This window comes from Methylobacterium sp. WL120 (assembly GCF_008039465.1).
Classification (GTDB): Bacteria; Pseudomonadota; Alphaproteobacteria; order Rhizobiales; family Beijerinckiaceae; genus Methylobacterium; species Methylobacterium cerastii.
Genome location: NZ_VRUT01000124.1, coordinates 1 through 14414, shown reverse-complemented (window position 1 = coordinate 14414; position 14414 = coordinate 1). Strand labels below are relative to the sequence as shown.

At 70.8% G+C, this 14414-nt stretch carries 15 protein-coding genes, 1 tRNA gene and 1 pseudogene; 6 read left to right on the top strand and 11 right to left on the bottom strand.

Annotated features, from left to right (window positions below):
• Positions 1-264: 264 nt before the first annotated feature.
• The 3 genes from FV229_RS19725 to aroQ form a co-directional block, all read right to left on the bottom strand.
• Positions 265-690: a DUF2147 domain-containing protein gene (locus tag FV229_RS19725; protein ID WP_147753592.1), complete on the bottom strand. Its 426-nt coding sequence runs from the start codon at positions 688-690 to the stop codon at positions 265-267.
• Positions 691-778: 88 nt separating this feature from the next.
• The gene (locus FV229_RS19720; RefSeq protein WP_147753591.1) at positions 779-1333 is read right to left on the bottom strand and encodes a hypothetical protein; all 555 of its coding nucleotides are present in this window, start codon (positions 1331-1333) and stop codon (positions 779-781) included.
• A gap of 140 nt (positions 1334-1473) precedes the next feature.
• Entirely contained in the window at positions 1474-1929 is a 456-nt protein-coding gene (gene aroQ / locus FV229_RS19715; RefSeq protein WP_147753590.1) for a type II 3-dehydroquinate dehydratase, read from the bottom strand.
• Between the two features lie 218 nt (positions 1930-2147).
• Between aroQ and FV229_RS19710 the strand changes: the two genes are divergently transcribed.
• Entirely contained in the window at positions 2148-2993 is an 846-nt protein-coding gene (locus FV229_RS19710; protein WP_147753589.1) for a 3-keto-5-aminohexanoate cleavage protein, read from the top strand.
• A 2-nt stretch (positions 2994-2995) separates the two neighbouring features.
• Positions 2996-3769, top strand: a complete 774-nt coding sequence (pcaD, locus tag FV229_RS19705; protein WP_147753588.1) for a 3-oxoadipate enol-lactonase — start codon at positions 2996-2998, stop codon at positions 3767-3769.
• 24 nt (positions 3770-3793) lie between these two features.
• Here the strand turns inward: pcaD and FV229_RS19700 are convergent, their stop codons facing one another.
• The gene (locus tag FV229_RS19700; protein ID WP_147753587.1) at positions 3794-4096 is read right to left on the bottom strand and encodes a hypothetical protein; all 303 of its coding nucleotides are present in this window, start codon (positions 4094-4096) and stop codon (positions 3794-3796) included.
• 201 nt (positions 4097-4297) lie between these two features.
• A tRNA-Ala gene (locus FV229_RS19695) sits at positions 4298-4373 on the bottom strand.
• A 340-nt stretch (positions 4374-4713) separates the two neighbouring features.
• Between FV229_RS19695 and aroA the strand changes: the two genes are divergently transcribed.
• From aroA to FV229_RS19680, 3 genes are read left to right on the top strand one after another with little or no spacing between them, the layout of a single operon-like run.
• Positions 4714-6063 (top strand): 3-phosphoshikimate 1-carboxyvinyltransferase, encoded by a 1350-nt coding sequence (gene aroA / locus FV229_RS19690; RefSeq protein ID WP_147753586.1) that lies wholly within the window; start codon positions 4714-4716, stop codon positions 6061-6063.
• 25 nt (positions 6064-6088) lie between these two features.
• A complete protein-coding gene (gene cmk, locus FV229_RS19685) occupies positions 6089-6715 on the top strand; it encodes a (d)CMP kinase (protein ID WP_147753585.1) in 627 nt (208 codons plus the stop codon).
• 48 nt (positions 6716-6763) lie between these two features.
• Positions 6764-7948, top strand: coding sequence for a multidrug effflux MFS transporter (locus FV229_RS19680; RefSeq protein WP_281406732.1), 1185 nt, complete (start codon positions 6764-6766; stop codon positions 7946-7948).
• Here the strand turns inward: FV229_RS19680 and moaD are convergent.
• From moaD to FV229_RS19660, 4 genes are all read right to left on the bottom strand, one after another.
• Entirely contained in the window at positions 7945-8196 is a 252-nt protein-coding gene (moaD, locus tag FV229_RS19675) for a molybdopterin converting factor subunit 1 (protein WP_147753583.1), read from the bottom strand. The genes FV229_RS19680 and moaD overlap by 4 nt on opposite strands.
• 97 nt (positions 8197-8293) lie before the next feature.
• Positions 8294-8893, bottom strand: coding sequence for a CDP-diacylglycerol--glycerol-3-phosphate 3-phosphatidyltransferase (gene pgsA, locus FV229_RS19670; protein ID WP_147753593.1), 600 nt, complete (start codon positions 8891-8893; stop codon positions 8294-8296).
• A 95-nt stretch (positions 8894-8988) separates the two neighbouring features.
• The gene (gene uvrC, locus FV229_RS19665; RefSeq protein WP_147753582.1) at positions 8989-11073 is read right to left on the bottom strand and encodes an excinuclease ABC subunit UvrC; all 2085 of its coding nucleotides are present in this window, start codon (positions 11071-11073) and stop codon (positions 8989-8991) included.
• A gap of 63 nt (positions 11074-11136) precedes the next feature.
• Positions 11137-11862, bottom strand: coding sequence for a chemotaxis protein (locus FV229_RS19660; RefSeq protein ID WP_147753581.1), 726 nt, complete (start codon positions 11860-11862; stop codon positions 11137-11139).
• Positions 11863-12109: 247 nt separating this feature from the next.
• Between FV229_RS19660 and FV229_RS19655 the strand changes: the two genes are divergently transcribed.
• The gene (locus FV229_RS19655; protein WP_147753580.1) at positions 12110-12907 is read left to right on the top strand and encodes a L,D-transpeptidase; all 798 of its coding nucleotides are present in this window, start codon (positions 12110-12112) and stop codon (positions 12905-12907) included.
• A 128-nt stretch (positions 12908-13035) separates the two neighbouring features.
• Here the strand turns inward: FV229_RS19655 and FV229_RS19650 are convergent, their stop codons facing one another.
• Complete coding sequence (locus tag FV229_RS19650) at positions 13036-13779, bottom strand: DUF2076 domain-containing protein (protein WP_147753579.1); 744 nt, start codon at positions 13777-13779, stop codon at positions 13036-13038.
• 249 nt (positions 13780-14028) lie between these two features.
• Positions 14029-14414 (bottom strand): annotated as a pseudogene (locus FV229_RS19645) (porin family protein); the annotation flags it as partial.

Here is a 14414-nt window from a genome sequence, read left to right as displayed (position 1 = left end):
ACATGGCCCAGGCCGGCGGCCCCGAGGGCGGCGGCGCACAGGCCGCCCTCGACGCCATCACCGCGGCGGTTGCCGCCGCCGCCGGCTAAGCGTCCATCGAACCTGTTGTCGGCCAATCGGTCCGGTCCTGCGCGCGCTGCCTCCCCCCGACGGATCTCGGGCTTGCCCGGGTCCGCACTCTGTGTGCCCGAGTCGGGCAAGCCCGACTTGGGTGCGGGGGAGGGTACGCAGCCTGAATCGCCAGACGATAAACCGCGGAAACCTTCAGCCCACCCGCTTCCAGGTCTGGCGCTTGCAGAACACGCTCATCACGCAGCCCGAAACTTCGATCGCGTTCGGGCCGGTCATCTTGAGCGAGCCGGAATAGGTCTTCCCATCCTTCGGATTGTAGAGGGTGCCGGAATAGCCGTCGCCCGATGCGCTCGTGGCGTTGACGATCTGCACGCCGACGACGCTGCGGGTGCGTAGGGCCGGGTCCGGGTTGTTGGCGTCGAGGCCCTTGCCCGTGGTGCTGACGATGGTGCCGCAATAGCCGGCGCCGCACCGCGACAGCCGCACCTTGGAATCGCCGGTCTCGGTCAGCCAGATCCCGGCCGGGTCGGCGGCCTTCTGCGCCTGCGCGCCGCCGCCGGCGAGGCAGAGGGCGACGAGGGCGACGAGGGCGGGAGCGAACACTGTTGCCGGTCTCATGCGGGTTCTCCGAGGGTGCCGCCCGTCCAGGCGATCGCCCCGGCAATAGCTGCGCGCACCGCGCTCCCGCAAGCCGCGGAAGCGTCCGCTAGGGCCCGCGCCCGAGCACGGCCCCGAGATAGGTCTCGGCGACCTCGCAGAACGGCAGGCCGGCCCCGGTCGCGAGCACCGCGTCGACCTCGAACAGCGGGTCGTCCAGCCCCGGGGCAGGGGCGTCGGGGTCGCGCAGCGGCCGCAGCGCGACGTTGCGCCGGGTCGGCTCCAGCGGGCGCACCACCCGGCCGAACGGCGCGTCGGTCTCGTCGAGAGCCGCGTTCATCGCGGGCGTGAGCCGGCCCGGCACGTACCAGTTGTCGGCCTCCGACAGAACGTGGACGCCGCAGGCGAGCCGGACCCGCCGGTAGCGGACGGGCTCGTCCGGCGCGAGCCCGAGCCGCCGGCGCTGGGCCGCGTCGAGGGGCTTGTCGGGGCCCGAGATCCGGCGGGCGACGAGGTGCGGGTCGGCCGACAGGCCGCGCTCGGCGCACCACGCCTCGAGCACCGCGGTAGCGCTGTGGCCGGACAGGATGCGGGCCTGGAGGGCCGCGACCAGCCCCGCCGTCGCCTCGGCGGGCGGGACCGGTTCGGCCGAGACGGGACGCATCGAACCGAACATCGCCATCGCAAGCAGGAGGAGCACCCGGACCGGCGGACGCGGGCTCGCGCAACGCCATAGGCATCGGAGGCCGAACCGTCCATGCGCCGCGTGCACGCTCCTGTCGCGGTCCACCGCGCCGTCACGGATCAGCGTGCCGCCTCGGCCAGGCCGATCAGCGTCGCGACGCGGCGGAGCGCCAGCCCGTAACCCTCGGTGCCGAGCCCGGCGATGACGCCGTCGGCGCGCAGCGAGACGTAGGAATGGTGCCGGAAGGTTTCGCGCTTGTGGACGTTCGAGATGTGCACCTCGATCACCGGCCCGTCGAAGGCGTTGAGCGCGTCGAGCAACGCCACCGAGGTGTGAGTGAAGGCGGCCGGGTTGATGACGATGCCGGCGGCCTCGTCCCGCGCCGCGTGGATCCAATCGATCAGCTCGCCCTCGTGGTTCGATTGGTGGAACTGCAGCCCGAGCCCGAGCTCGTCGGCGAGCGCCCGGCAGGCGGCCTCGATGTCGGCCAGGGTCTCATGGCCGTAGATCTCCGGCTGGCGCCGGCCGAGGAGGTTCAGGTTCGGACCGTTCAGCACGGTGACGAGACGGCTCATGACATCCTCCATCGCACGCGGCTCGCGGTCCCTCGCGCTCGACTTGCGGACCGCGGCGTGGACCAGCAACCCATGAACCGGTGCGACCGCCGCATCAAGCGGGCCACGCCGGTGCGGACAGAGCGGCGGCGCTGTCTCCGCCGCGAGCTTTGCGCGCGGGCGCGGCGGTCTACATCCGTCGGCAGCGCGCGGAGACGCGGCCGACCCACGGAGGGACCATGAGCCAGATCGAGACCAGCGCGCCCGTCGTCATCGCCGTGGCGATCACCGGCTCGGTGCCGCGCAAGGCGGACAACCCAGCGCTTCCGGTGACCGTGGCCGAGCAGGTCGAGTCGACGCATCAGGCCTACGAGGCGGGGGCGACGCTGGCGCACATTCACGTGCGCAACGACGACGAGACCCCGTCCTCAGACCCCGATCGCTTCGCCGCCGTGCAGGAGGGCCTGCGCAAGCATTGCCCCGGCCTCGTGGTGCAGTTCTCCACCGGCGGGCGGGGACGCGACCCGGCGAGCCGCGGGCTCTCGCTGCAGCACCGGCCGGACATGGCCTCGCTCTCGACCGGATCGGTCAACTTCCCGACGATCGTCTACGAGAACGCAGCCACCCTGGTCACCGATCTCGCCACGCAAATGAAGCGATACGGCGTGCGGCCCGAGATCGAGATCTTCGACCTGTCGCACCTCCACGGCGCTCGGCGCCTCGTCGAGGCCGGCCTGATCGACGCGCGTCCGCACGTGCAGTTCGTGATGGGCGTGCAGAACGCGATGCCGGCCGACGAGCACCTGCTCGACATCCTGCTCGCCGAGAGCCGGCGCATCCTGCCCGGGGCGACCTGGACCGCCGCCGGCATCGGGCGCAACCAGGCGATCGTGATGGAGTGGGCGCTGGCACGCGGCGCCGACGCGGTCCGCACCGGCCTCGAGGACAACATCCGGATCACGAAAGATCGGCTTGCCGCGAGCAACGCCGAGCTCGTCGGGCTCGCGGCCGAGGCGGTGCGCCGTCACGGCCGCCGAGTGGCGAACCCGGCCGAGGCGCGCGCAGTCCTTGGGCTCGCGGCCTGACCATGGCGCCCGCTTCCCTGCACCACACTCTCTCCGGCCCGGAGGACGCGCCGGTGGTGGCATTCTCGAATTCGCTCGGGACGACGCTGGCCATGTGGGACGCGCTGATGCCGCGCCTCTCCGACCGCTACCGCATCCTGCGCTACGACACCCGCGGCCACGGCGGCTCGGCGACCCAGGACGCACCGGCCGAGATCGACGACCTCGCCGGCGACCTTCTCGCGTTGCTCGACACGCTCGGCATCGCCCGCATCCACGCCGTCGGCCTGTCGCTCGGCGGCATGACGATGCAGGCGCTGGCGAGCGCCGCGCCCGACCGCGTGGCGAGCCTAACCCTGATGGCGACCGCCGCCCACATGCCGAGCGAGGCGAGCTGGAACGCCCGCGCCGCGACGGTGCGGGCGGAGGGCACCGGGGCGATCGTCGAGGCGACGCTCGGCCGTTGGTTCACGCCGGGCTTTCCCGAGCGGCATCCGGACGTGGTCGAGCCGATTCGTCACGCGTTCACGGCCTGCGACGCCGTCGGATACGCGGTCTGCTGCGGCGCGATCGGCCGGATGGACCTGCGCCCGAGGCTCCCGGCGATCACCGCCCCGACGCTGGTCGTCGCAGGACGAGACGACCCGGCCACCCCGCCTGCGATGGCCGAAGAGATCTGCCAGGGCATCCGTCAGGCGGAGCTCGTGATCCTGCCGCAGGCCGCCCATCTCCTCGCCGTGGAACGGCCGGATGCAGCTGGGGCCTACCTCGCACAGTTCCTGGACAGGCACGGCTGAAGCACGGGCGACGGAGGCGTCGGGTCAACGAGCGACGGGGAAGGCGCGCACCGCCACACGAGGTTCGCACGTCCGGCCCCGAAAGTGCCGATCCCGCGCCACGGCCAAGCCCAATGCGGCCGCCATGCCGGCAGCGCTTCCACCGATGGGGATCGCCAGGAGTGCGGTCAGCAAGCCGAATTTCGCCAGCAACAGCGTTGACGCGCCTGCGCCGAACAAAGCCGCAATCACGATCGCAACCATCACGACCTCATAAACAACCATTGGTTGAGTCGTGAAGGGCGCGGAGAACGAATCGGTTCCTCGCGGAGCCAGGAAGAATTTCACCGCGACCGATCAGGGTGAACGCAAATGGCCAGCCGCGCGCAAGCGCCGAGGGTGATCCGATGCAGGAAAGCTGACGCGTAGGAGCAGCCTGAAAAGAGCCGCCGCGCGTGCGAGACACGATGCGAGCGCCCGTTTTTGCTAAAACACGGAGCGCACCTTTACGGGGTGCCTATCGAAGCAATTTGAGTTGGAAAGGGAGAGTGGTGGAGCCTAACGGGATCGAACCGATGACCTCTTCCATGCCATGGAAGCGCTCTCCCAGCTGAGCTAAGGCCCCACTCTCTTCCACCGCGGCTCTGGAGGTCCGCGCTGGTGTCTCGCTGGCCCGGCGATGCCGTCCGGCGAGGGCGGTTCTATAGGCGGGCGTCGGATCGGACTCAACCCCCTTTTTGCCGAAAAATGAACTTGGGTCGTTCGTCGGCGACATTCGGTGCGCGCCTGAGCCTCACTGGACACCGGATCGAGCTGCGCCTCGGATGACGGATCGCGGCGCGCGTGATAACCGACCGCCCCATGTTCCCGCACGACGCCCCGGCGTCGCGACGGCTTTCGGCGCCCCAGCGCCTTCCGGCGATCCCCAGGCCTCGGCCCGGATGCCCTCGCGAAGTTGACCGCCCGTGTCGCACGATTCCGAGCCGACCCCGCTGACCGCCGCGCCCGGCGCGCCCCTGCGTGGGCGGCTTCGCCCGCCCGGCGACAAATCGATCTCGCACCGGGCGATGATCCTCGGCCTGCTTTCCATCGGCGAGACGCGGGTGGAGGGCCTGCTGGAGGGCGACGACGTGCTGCGCACCGCCGCCAGCGCCCGCGCGCTCGGCGCCTCAATGGAGCGCCTGGGCGAGGGGCGCTGGGTCGTCCGCGGCGTCGGCGTCGGCGGCCTGTCCGATCCGGCCGAGACCCTCGATTTCGGCAATGCCGGCACCGGCTCGCGCCTGATGATGGGCGTGGTCGGCGGCCAGCCGGTCACCGCGACCTTCGACGGCGACGCCTCCCTGCGCAGCCGGCCGATGCGCCGCATCCTCGATCCGCTCCGGCTCATGGGCACACAGGTGCTGGCCGAGGCGGAGGGCGGCCGCGTGCCGCTGACGTTGCGCGGCCCGCGCGAGGCGATCCCGATCAGCTACGAGACGCCGGCGGCCTCGGCGCAGATCAAGTCCGCGGTGCTGCTCGCCGGCCTCAATGCCCCTGGAGCCACCACCGTCATCGAGGCCGCGGCCACCCGCGACCACACCGAGCGGATGCTGCGCCTGTTCGGCGCCGAAGTCTCCGTGGTCCCACACGGGCCCGACGGCCACGGCCGCGCGATCACGCTGACCGGCCAGCCGACGCTGCGCGGCACCGATGTGGTGGTGCCGGCCGACCCGTCCTCGGCTGCCTTCCCGCTGGTGGCCGCGCTGATCGTGCCGGGCTCGGAGGTCACGATCGAGGGCGTGATGATGAACCCGTTGCGCACCGGGCTGATCACGACGCTCATCGAGATGGGCGCCGACATCGAGCGCCTGCGCGAGCGCGAGGAGGGCGGCGAGACCGTCGCCGACCTGCGCGTCCGTGCGAGCCGGCTCAGGGGCGTCGACGTGCCGGCCGAGCGGGCGCCGGCGATGATCGACGAGTACCCGGTGCTCGCGGTCGCCGCGGCGTTCGCCGAGGGCACAACGCGGATGCACGGACTGCACGAGTTGCGGGTAAAGGAATCGGACAGGCTCGCCGCGGTGGCCGCCGGCCTCAAGGCCAACGGCGTCGCCCACCTGATCCAGGGCGACGACCTGATCGTCCACGGCGACGGCACCGCGCCAGCGGGCGGCGGCACGGTCGCGACCCATCTCGACCATCGCATCGCCATGGCGTTCCTGGTGATGGGGCTGGCCACCGCCAAGCCGGTCACCATCGACGACGGCGCGATGATCGCCACGAGCTTCCCGAGCTTCCTGCCGACGATGCAGGCGCTCGGCGCCGGGATCGGGGCGTAACCCGGTGCCCGAGAACCCGAATGCCATGGTCATCGCCATCGACGGCCCGGCCGCCTCCGGCAAGGGCACGCTCGCCCAGCGCCTCGCACGGCACTACGGCCTGCCCCACCTCGACACCGGCCTGCTCTATCGCGGCGTCGCGCTGACTTTGCTCGACGCCGGCGCCTCCCTCGACGACGAAGCCGCGGCGGCCCGGGCCGCCGAGAGCCTGATCGCCGACCGCCTCGCCGACCCGCGCCTCCGCGACCGGGCGATGGGGGAGGCGGCCTCGCGCATCTCGGCGGTGCCGGCCGTGCGCGCGGCGTTGCTGGCCTGGCAGCAGCGCTTCGCCGGCACCAGCGCCGGCGCGGTGCTCGACGGGCGCGACATCGGCACGGTGGTGTGCCCGGACGCGCGGGTCAAACTGTTCATCACGGCCGACGCAACCGAGCGTGCCCGCCGCCGCCATCGAGAGCTGGAACGCCGGGGCGAGACGACGACGCTGGCCGCCATCCTCGCCGACATCGAGGCGCGCGACGCCCGGGACGCGGCGCGGAGCACGGCCCCGCTCAAGGCGGCCGACGACGCGGTGCGGCTCGACACCACCCATCTCGACGCCGACGAGGCCTTCGCCGCGGCCCGCGCCGTGGTCGACCGGGCCCGCTCGCAGTAACGGCCTGACCCAGGCGTCGGGAAACGCCGCAACCGGGGACGCTCGCCTTTGCGCGATCGACGGCCCCCATCGCCCCCTGAGAAGAAGGCCCCGCTGCCGCTCCTCGTCGCGGTGACGATGACCAGGACCGTGGCCCTGCACGTCTTCGTGCCGGCGCTTGCGGCGGCGGCAGCCGACCTCGGGACGACGCCGGCGGCGGCGCAGCTGACCATCACCCTCTACCTCGTCGGGCTCGCGGGCGGGCAGCTCGTTTACGGACCGCTCTCCGACCGGTTCGGCCGCCGGCCGGTGCTGCTCGGCGGCCTGTCGCTCTACCTGCTCGGGCTGCTCCTTGCGATCCCGGCGCAAAGCATCGGCGTCCTCGTCGTCGCGCGCATCCTGCAATCGCTCGGGGCCTGCGGGTCGCTGGTAATCGGCCGGGCGATGGTGCGCGACGTCTCGACCAGCGCCGACGCCACGCGCAAGCTCGCGATCCTGACGCTCGCGATGACGCTGACGCCGGCCCTGGCCCCGGGCCTGGGCGGCTTGATCTCGGATGCCTTCGGCTGGCGGGCGGTGTTCGTCGCGCTCGCCGCCCTCGTCGCTGTGCTCGGCATCCTCGTCCTCGTGCTGCTGCCCGAGACCAACCGCCACAAGACGCCACTGCCGGGAATCGGGGCGATGGCCGCCGGCTATCTTCGGCTGCTGCGGAACCCGACCTTCCGCGCCTACGTCATGGCCGGGTCGTGTGCTGGGACCAGCCTCTACGCCTTCCTGGCGGTGGCGCCGTTCCTCCTGGTCGATCGCCTCGGGCGCTCGACGCAGGAGGTCGGGCTCGATTGCCTGATCGTGGTGTTCGGCATGGTCGCAGGCGCGACCCTGGCGAGCCGGCTCGCCGGCCGCGTCCCGATCCTGCGGGCAGCCCGCAGCGGGAACTGGCTGTGCCTCGCGGGCGCCGCCTCGCTGCTCGCGATCGACCAGGCGGGCGGGCTCCCGGTGACGAGCCTGATCGCGCCGCTCGTGCTGTACGCGGTCGGCGTCGGGCTGCTCGGCCCCAACGCGGTCGCCGGGCTGATGAACGTCGACCCGCATGCGGCCGGCTCCGCCTCCAGCCTCTACGGCTTCCTGCAGATGGCCTTCGGCGCCGGCTTCACCCTGGTCGTCGCCGCCTGGCACGACGCCTCGGCGACGCCGGTGGCGGCGACGCTGCTCGGCGCGGCGCTAATCGCGTCCCTGGCCCTGCGGCGAGCCTAACCGCCGGTCATCGGCGGGAAGAACGCGATCTCCCGGGCGCCCACGATCGCGGCGTCGGGCTTAGCGTGCACCTTGTCGATCGCGGCGCGGACCACGCCGTCCTTCTCGAAGGCGTAGGCATATTCCTCGCCGCGCCCCTTCAGCCAGCCGATGAGGTCCCCCACCGTCGCCACCTCGGCCGGCGGCGTCACGGTCTCCTCGGGGCGCCCGACGCGCTCGCGGACCCAGGCGAAATAGACGAGCTTCATGGTTCGGTTTCCTGGTCCGACGCCGGCCCCAGCGGGACGGGCGCCGAGCTGCCCCCTCTCCCCCTGGGAGAAGGGACTAGCACCTTATTTGGGGATCTTATCGCGGATCGTCGATGACGTGCTTGATGCCCGCGCGCATGTAGTCCCAGCCGGTCCAGAGCGTCAGGGCGGCGGCGAGCCAGAGCAGGACGAGGCCGATCCGCTCGGTGCCGGGCAGGATCGTCTCGCCCGCCGGTCCCGCGACAAGGAAACCCAAAGCCACGAGCTGCACCGTGGTCTTCCACTTGGCGACCTTGCTCACCGGCACGCCAACCTTCAGCTCGGCGAGGTATTCGCGAAGCCCGGAGACCAGCACCTCGCGGCACAGGATCACGATCGCTGCCCAGACGGAGGAGCCGACGATGGTGCGGTCGGCCACCAGCATCAGCAGGCAGGCGGCCACCAGCAGCTTGTCGGCGATCGGATCGAGCATGCGCCCGAGCGCCGAGCTCTGCGCGTAGGCGCGGGCGACGTAGCCGTCGAGGTAGTCGGTGATCGCGGCGAGCACGAAGACCGCGAAGGCTGTGAAGCGCATCGCGGTCGAGTCCGGCCAGAACAGCAGCGCGACCATCACAGGGACGGCGACCAGGCGGCCGTAGGTCAGGCAGTTCGCGAGCGTCCAAGCCTGCGACCGGCGTCGGGGGAGGACGGCGTTCATCGGGCCGGTGAAATCATGCGCCTGCGCGAGCGTCAACCGTTCCGACGAATCCCCGATGCGATCGCTCATTCTCAGCCTCCCGCTCCGCTCATGCCTCAGCCCCCCGCATGGAAGAAGTCGTAGACGGCGCGCGCGGTAGCGGCGTTGACGCCGGGCGTCTTGGCGAGGTCCTCGTAGGCCGCCCGCTCGATCGCCTTCACGGTGCCGAACTGGTGCAGGAGCGCGCGCTTGCGGCTCGGCCCGATGCCCGCGATCTCGTCGAGCGGGTTGCGCACCAGCTCCCGCTTGCGCTTGGCCCGGTGGGTCCCGATGGCGAAGCGATGCGCCTCGTCGCGCAGGCGCTGCACGAAGTAGAGGGTCGGGTCGCGCGGCGGCAGCTTGAACGGCGGGCGGCCCGGTACGAAGAAGGTTTCGCGGCCGGCGTCGCGGTCGCGCCCCTTGGCGATACCGACCAGCGCCACGTCGGCGACTCCGATCTCCTCCAGGGCCTTTCGTGCGGCGTCGAGCTGGCCCTTGCCGCCGTCGACGAGCACGAGGTCGGGCCAGGCTGGGAACGCGTCGGCCTCCTCGGGCGGTTCGGGCGCCGGCTCCGGCGCGCCGCCCTCGCTCGCCGCGACCGCGGCCTGCGCGGGGGTGCGCGGCGCCTCCTTCACCAGGCGCTTGAAGCGGCGCTGCAGCACCTCGCGCATCATCCCGTAATCGTCGCCGGGCGTCAGCTCCTCGGACTTGATGTTGAAGGTGCGGTAATGCGTCTTCATGAAGCCCGAGGGCCCCGCGACCACCATGCCGCCGACGGCGTTGGTGCCCATGATGTGCGAGTTGTCGTAGACCTCGATCCGGCGCGGCGTGCGGTCGAGGGTGAAGGCCTGCCCCAGCGCGACCAGGAGCTTGCCCTGCGAGGCGGTGTCGGCGAGGCGCCGGCCGAGGGCCTCCTTGGCGTTGCGCTGGGCGTACTCGACCAGCGCCTTGCGCTCGCCGCGCTGCGGCTGGTGCAGCTCGACCCGGTAGGCGACCTGGCTGGACAAAGCCGCGGCGACGAGTTCCACATCCTCGACCGCATGGCTCGTCAGCACGAGGCGCGGCGCGGGCATCGCATCGTAGAACTGGCCGATGAACGAGCCCAGCACCTCGTCCGGCGTCATCGAGCGGTCGGCCTTGGGGAAATAGGCGCGGTTACCCCAGTTCTGGAAGTTGCGGAAGAAGAACACCTCGATGCAAAACTGCCCGGCCTGCTCGTCGAGGGCGAACACGTCCGCCTCCTCGACCCCTTGCGTGTTGACACCCTGAACGCCTTGAATCGCCGAGAGCGCACTGATCCGGTCGCGGAAGCGGGCGGCGCGCTCGAACTCCATCGCGTCGGAGGCGGTCTGCATCTCCAGGCGCATCCGGTCCTTCACCGCGTTGGACTTGCCGGCGAGGAAGTTCTTGGCCGAGTCGGCCATGCCGGCATAGTCCTCCAGCGCGATCTCGCCGGTGCAGGGGCCGGAGCAGCGCTTGATCTGGAACAGCAGGCAGGGCCGGGTACGGTTCTCGTAATAGCTGTCGGTGCAGGTGCGCAGCAGGAAGGCGCGCTGCAGGGCGTTCACGGTGCGGTTCACCGCCCAGACGCTGGCGAACGGCCCGTAATAGCTGCCCTTGCGGCGGCGCGCGCCGCGATGCTTGACAATCTGCGGCGCCGGCCCGTCGGCGGTGACGAGGATATAGGGGAACGACTTGTCGTCCCGCATCAGCACGTTGAAGCGCGGCTTCAACTGTTTGATCAGGTTGGCCTCGAGTAGCAGCGCCTCGGTCTCGGTGGCAGTGGTGACGAACTCCATCGCCGCCGTCTGCGAGATCATCCGGGCGATGCGGTTGGAATGCGCCTGGCCCCGTGCGTACGAGCCGACACGGGCCTTCAGGTTCTTGGCCTTGCCGACGTAGAGCACGTCGCCTTTGGCATCGAACATCCGGTAGACGCCCGGCCCCAAGGGCAGCGTGCTCCAGAACCGACGGATCACCTCCGTGCCGGCCTCGACGGCGCCGGGCTCGAAATCGAAGTCGATCTCGGGCGCCTCGTCGGCCTGCGCCGGCACGGCCTCGTCCCGCTCGTCGTCGAAGGCTCCGTTCTCCGAGGCTTCGTCGTCGAAGCCCTCGGGAGGCAGATCCTCGGTGGTGCGACCTGACGGGACTCTCCGGCTCATCGCCGTGATCTAAGCCCGCAAAACTGGGGAGGGAAGGGGCGGGACGCGCAAAGGCGTGCCGCCTCAGCCGAACAGCGCGTCGATGTCCGACTGATCGACGTGGCCCGGATCCTCGTCGAGCTTCGGGCCGTTCAGGAGGGAACGCTCGTCGTCCGGGTCGATGACGGCCTCGACGCCGCCGTCGATCAGGTCGCGGAAGCCGTCGAGCCCGCTCCAGGCGGAGATCATCCGGTCGAGATGCGATTCGACGAAGCTCATCACGTTGACGATCTTGCTGATGCGCTGGCCGGTCAGGTCCTGGAAGTTGCAGGCCTCGTAGGCGACGATGACGCGGTCAAGGATGACGTCGACCTTGTCCTGGCCGCCCTTGCCGAGGTTGCCGGCCCGCAAGATGTTGGCGTTCGCCTCGATGTCCTCCAACGCGGTGAGCAGCGTCGAGGTGGCGCGCTCGGTCGAGCCGACCACGGCGCCGAGCTCGTCGGCCGCCCGGCGCATCCCCTTGCCGTTGCTCTCGGAATGATAGAGCGCCGCGATCTCGTCGCGCGTGTTGGTGATCGCCGCCTTCATCACGTCGAGCTCGGACCGCATCGCGAAGGCTTCGCTCAGCTCGCGGCGGCACGCATCGATGGTCTCGCCGGCGCTCGATTGGGTGATGCGGCGCAGGTCCTGGATCGCGGACAGGATCTCGTCGAGGTTGGCGCCCCCCGCCATGGGCTGGGCGCTCGGCGCCATCACCACGGCCGGCGCCAGGCCCAGGCTGTCCTCGATGCGGTAACGCTTCTGATTCATCGGCTCGAACCGGTGGTCTTGGAAATCCGAACCTGATCTGAAACCGATAAGGGTTGCGGTTTGCTGAAGATCGCTCGTGTTCGCGACAGATTCACGCTCGATTCACGCTGCTTCGAGACGACCGAGCCCCTGCGGAGCCGCTGGCTTCGATTCACCACGTTCCTTCACCGGATGTCGCGCATCCCGGTCCGACGTTGTGCACCATAGCGGGCGGCACCGAGCCAGACCGCGGCGCAGGAGTGCGGTGATGCGGGCGAGTTGGTGCGTGGGGGCGGCGCTGGTCGCGTCCGTGTGGTCGGGTGCAGCGCAAGCGCAGGCGCGCTATTCGGAGGATGAGGGATACGGCGGCGGCCTGATCGAGTACCTGTTCACCGGCGATGTCGGCGCCCGTGGTGGATCGCGCGGCGGGTCCTACGGAGGCGCCCGCTCCGCTTCTGCGCGCTCCGGGTACCAGGCGGCAGCTTACGGCTCCGCGATGCGCTCCGGCGACCCGATCGAGCCCTATGGCGGTGCCGCACCGGCCTACGCCTCGCCCGCTTACGCCGCGTTGCCCGTCCAGGGCGGCCCGCCCCCCGAGGCCGACCGGATCGCCCGTGCCCCAGATCCGCGCTACGCCCGGCAGGAGGTCGCGTTCCCCGGCCATCAGCGGCCGGGAACGATCGTGATCGATACGCCCTCGAAGTTCCTCTACCTCGTCCAGCCCGGCGGCCGGGCGATGCGCTACGGCATCGGCGTCGGACGCCCCGGCTTCGCCTGGTCCGGCCTCAAGACGATCAGCCGCAAGGCCGAGTGGCCGGACTGGACGCCGCCCGCGGAGATGCTGGCCCGCCGGCCGGACCTGCCGCGCCACATGGAGGGCGGTCCGGGCAATCCGCTCGGGGCCCGGGCACTCTACCTCGGCTCGTCGCTCTATCGCATCCACGGCACCAACGAGCCGCACACGATCGGCCAGAACGTGTCGTCCGGCTGCATCCGGATGATGAACGACGACGTGGTCGATCTCTACGAACGGGTGCCGGTGGGAACGCGCGTCGAGGTGATGTAGGCGAGACGGAAAGACAAAGGGCTCGGGGCCGCCTCGAAAGGCGGTCCCGAGCCCTTTTTGCATTACGACGGATCGGCGGCGAAGCGGACGTCGAGCCCGAATGTGCGTGCCCGCTTCGCCGGTTTCGATCAGGCCCAGTCGCTGTCGTCGCCGCCGCCGAGGTCGCCAGCGAAGTCGTCGTTGCCGCCATCGAAGGCCGCGTCGCTACCGGCGCCGAGCGGCGCACCGAAATCCTGGGTGCCGCCGGCATCCGCGCCGAAATAGTTGTTCTCGATGGTGGTGCCGCCACCAAGGCCGGCCGCCGAGGCGCTGCCGAGGCTCGAATGGCCGCCGGCGAAGGCGTTCGACAAGGCGCTACCAAGCAGCATGCCGCCGGCCGCGCCCGCCGCCATCGGCAAGGCCGTCGCCATGAAGCCGCCGCCGCGGGCGGGCGCCTGCTGCTGGCCGCCCCAAGGTCCGCCTTGCTGCGGGCCGCCCTGCGGATAACCCTGTTGCGGGTAGCCTTGCTGAGGATAGCCTTGCTGAGGGTTTCCCTGCGGCGCGCCGCCCTGGTTGCCCCAGGCGCCGCCGGCCCGCTGTTGCGGCTGCGGATCCTGGCGCTGCGAGCCGCCGCCGAAGATGCTCGATAAAAAGCCGCCGCTCGAGCCTTGCGGCTGCGCCTGCTGCTGGCGGGCCTGCTCGAGCTGCTGGTTCAGGCTCTTGATCGCCTCTTCCTGCACGTAGATGAGCTGTGCCATCGCGTACGGCGCGTAGGGCTGGGCCCGGAGCTTGTCGGCAATGAAGCGCTCGGCATCGGCGTCGCGGGGCTGGCTCGAGGCCTGCTCCAGGCGCTGGAAGATGCCGGAGATGACGTCGCGTTCTTCGCTGTTCATGGAGTCGTCCTCCTCGGGTCGAACAGGAGGCGTCTCGCGCCGCCTGGATCCACAGAAGATGGGGAAGACGCGGCGCTTTGTCAGGGGCCACGCGGAAAACTTCGCCGTGAGGCACAGCTTCGTTTCGCCGGGCTGGACGGCCTTCCGAAATGCAAGAAGCCCGGCCTTTCGGCCGGGCTTCTCTGTATCGGGTCGAGGATCGGGACCGTCTGCCGCCCGGGTCGCGGGCCGCGTCCGGTCCCGAAGGTCCTAGTACGAGCCGAACTTGTAGTTCAGGCCGGCGCGCACGACAGCGAACTCGGTGCTGTTGTTGCGGTTCAGGCCGCTCTGCACGACGGTCACGCCCGGCGAGGTCAGGGTCACGGTGCCGGTCGAGTTGGTCGCGAACGCGCCGTTGTTGCGGCCGTTCTGGTCGAGGTTCACGTACAGGCCTTCCACCTTCAGCGTCACGGCCGAGGAGCGGAAGAAGTTCAGGAACGAGTCGGTCGGCAGGGCGTACTCGACGCCGGCGCCGGCGGCCCAGCCGGTCTGGAAGTCGTTGCGGGACACGCCCGAACCGAAGTCACGGCCGCCGCCGCTGCCGTAGGCGAAGCCGCCGGTGCCGTACACGAGGGTGCGGTCGAAGGCGTAGCCGA

Bases quoted from the DNA above. Each gene is read 5' to 3' on its own strand.
- FV229_RS19655 (WP_147753580.1), top strand. From the start codon at position 12,110: ATGCGGGCGAGTTGGTGCGTGGGGGCGGCGCTGGTCGCGTCCGTGTGG.
- FV229_RS19710 (WP_147753589.1), top strand. From the start codon at position 2,148: ATGAGCCAGATCGAGACCAGCGCGCCCGTCGTCATCGCCGTGGCGATC.
- FV229_RS19650 (WP_147753579.1), bottom strand. From the start codon at position 13,779: ATGAACAGCGAAGAACGCGACGTCATCTCCGGCATCTTCCAGCGCCTG.
- uvrC (WP_147753582.1), bottom strand. From the start codon at position 11,073: ATGAGCCGGAGAGTCCCGTCAGGTCGCACCACCGAGGATCTGCCTCCC.
- moaD (WP_147753583.1), bottom strand. From the start codon at position 8,196: ATGAAGCTCGTCTATTTCGCCTGGGTCCGCGAGCGCGTCGGGCGCCCC.
- FV229_RS19725 (WP_147753592.1), bottom strand. From the start codon at position 690: ATGAGACCGGCAACAGTGTTCGCTCCCGCCCTCGTCGCCCTCGTCGCC.
- pgsA (WP_147753593.1), bottom strand. From the start codon at position 8,893: ATGAACGCCGTCCTCCCCCGACGCCGGTCGCAGGCTTGGACGCTCGCG.
- aroQ (WP_147753590.1), bottom strand. From the start codon at position 1,929: ATGAGCCGTCTCGTCACCGTGCTGAACGGTCCGAACCTGAACCTCCTC.
- FV229_RS19660 (WP_147753581.1), bottom strand. From the start codon at position 11,862: ATGAATCAGAAGCGTTACCGCATCGAGGACAGCCTGGGCCTGGCGCCG.
- cmk (WP_147753585.1), top strand. From the start codon at position 6,089: ATGGTCATCGCCATCGACGGCCCGGCCGCCTCCGGCAAGGGCACGCTC.
- pcaD (WP_147753588.1), top strand. From the start codon at position 2,996: ATGGCGCCCGCTTCCCTGCACCACACTCTCTCCGGCCCGGAGGACGCG.
- FV229_RS19720 (WP_147753591.1), bottom strand. From the start codon at position 1,333: ATGCGTCCCGTCTCGGCCGAACCGGTCCCGCCCGCCGAGGCGACGGCG.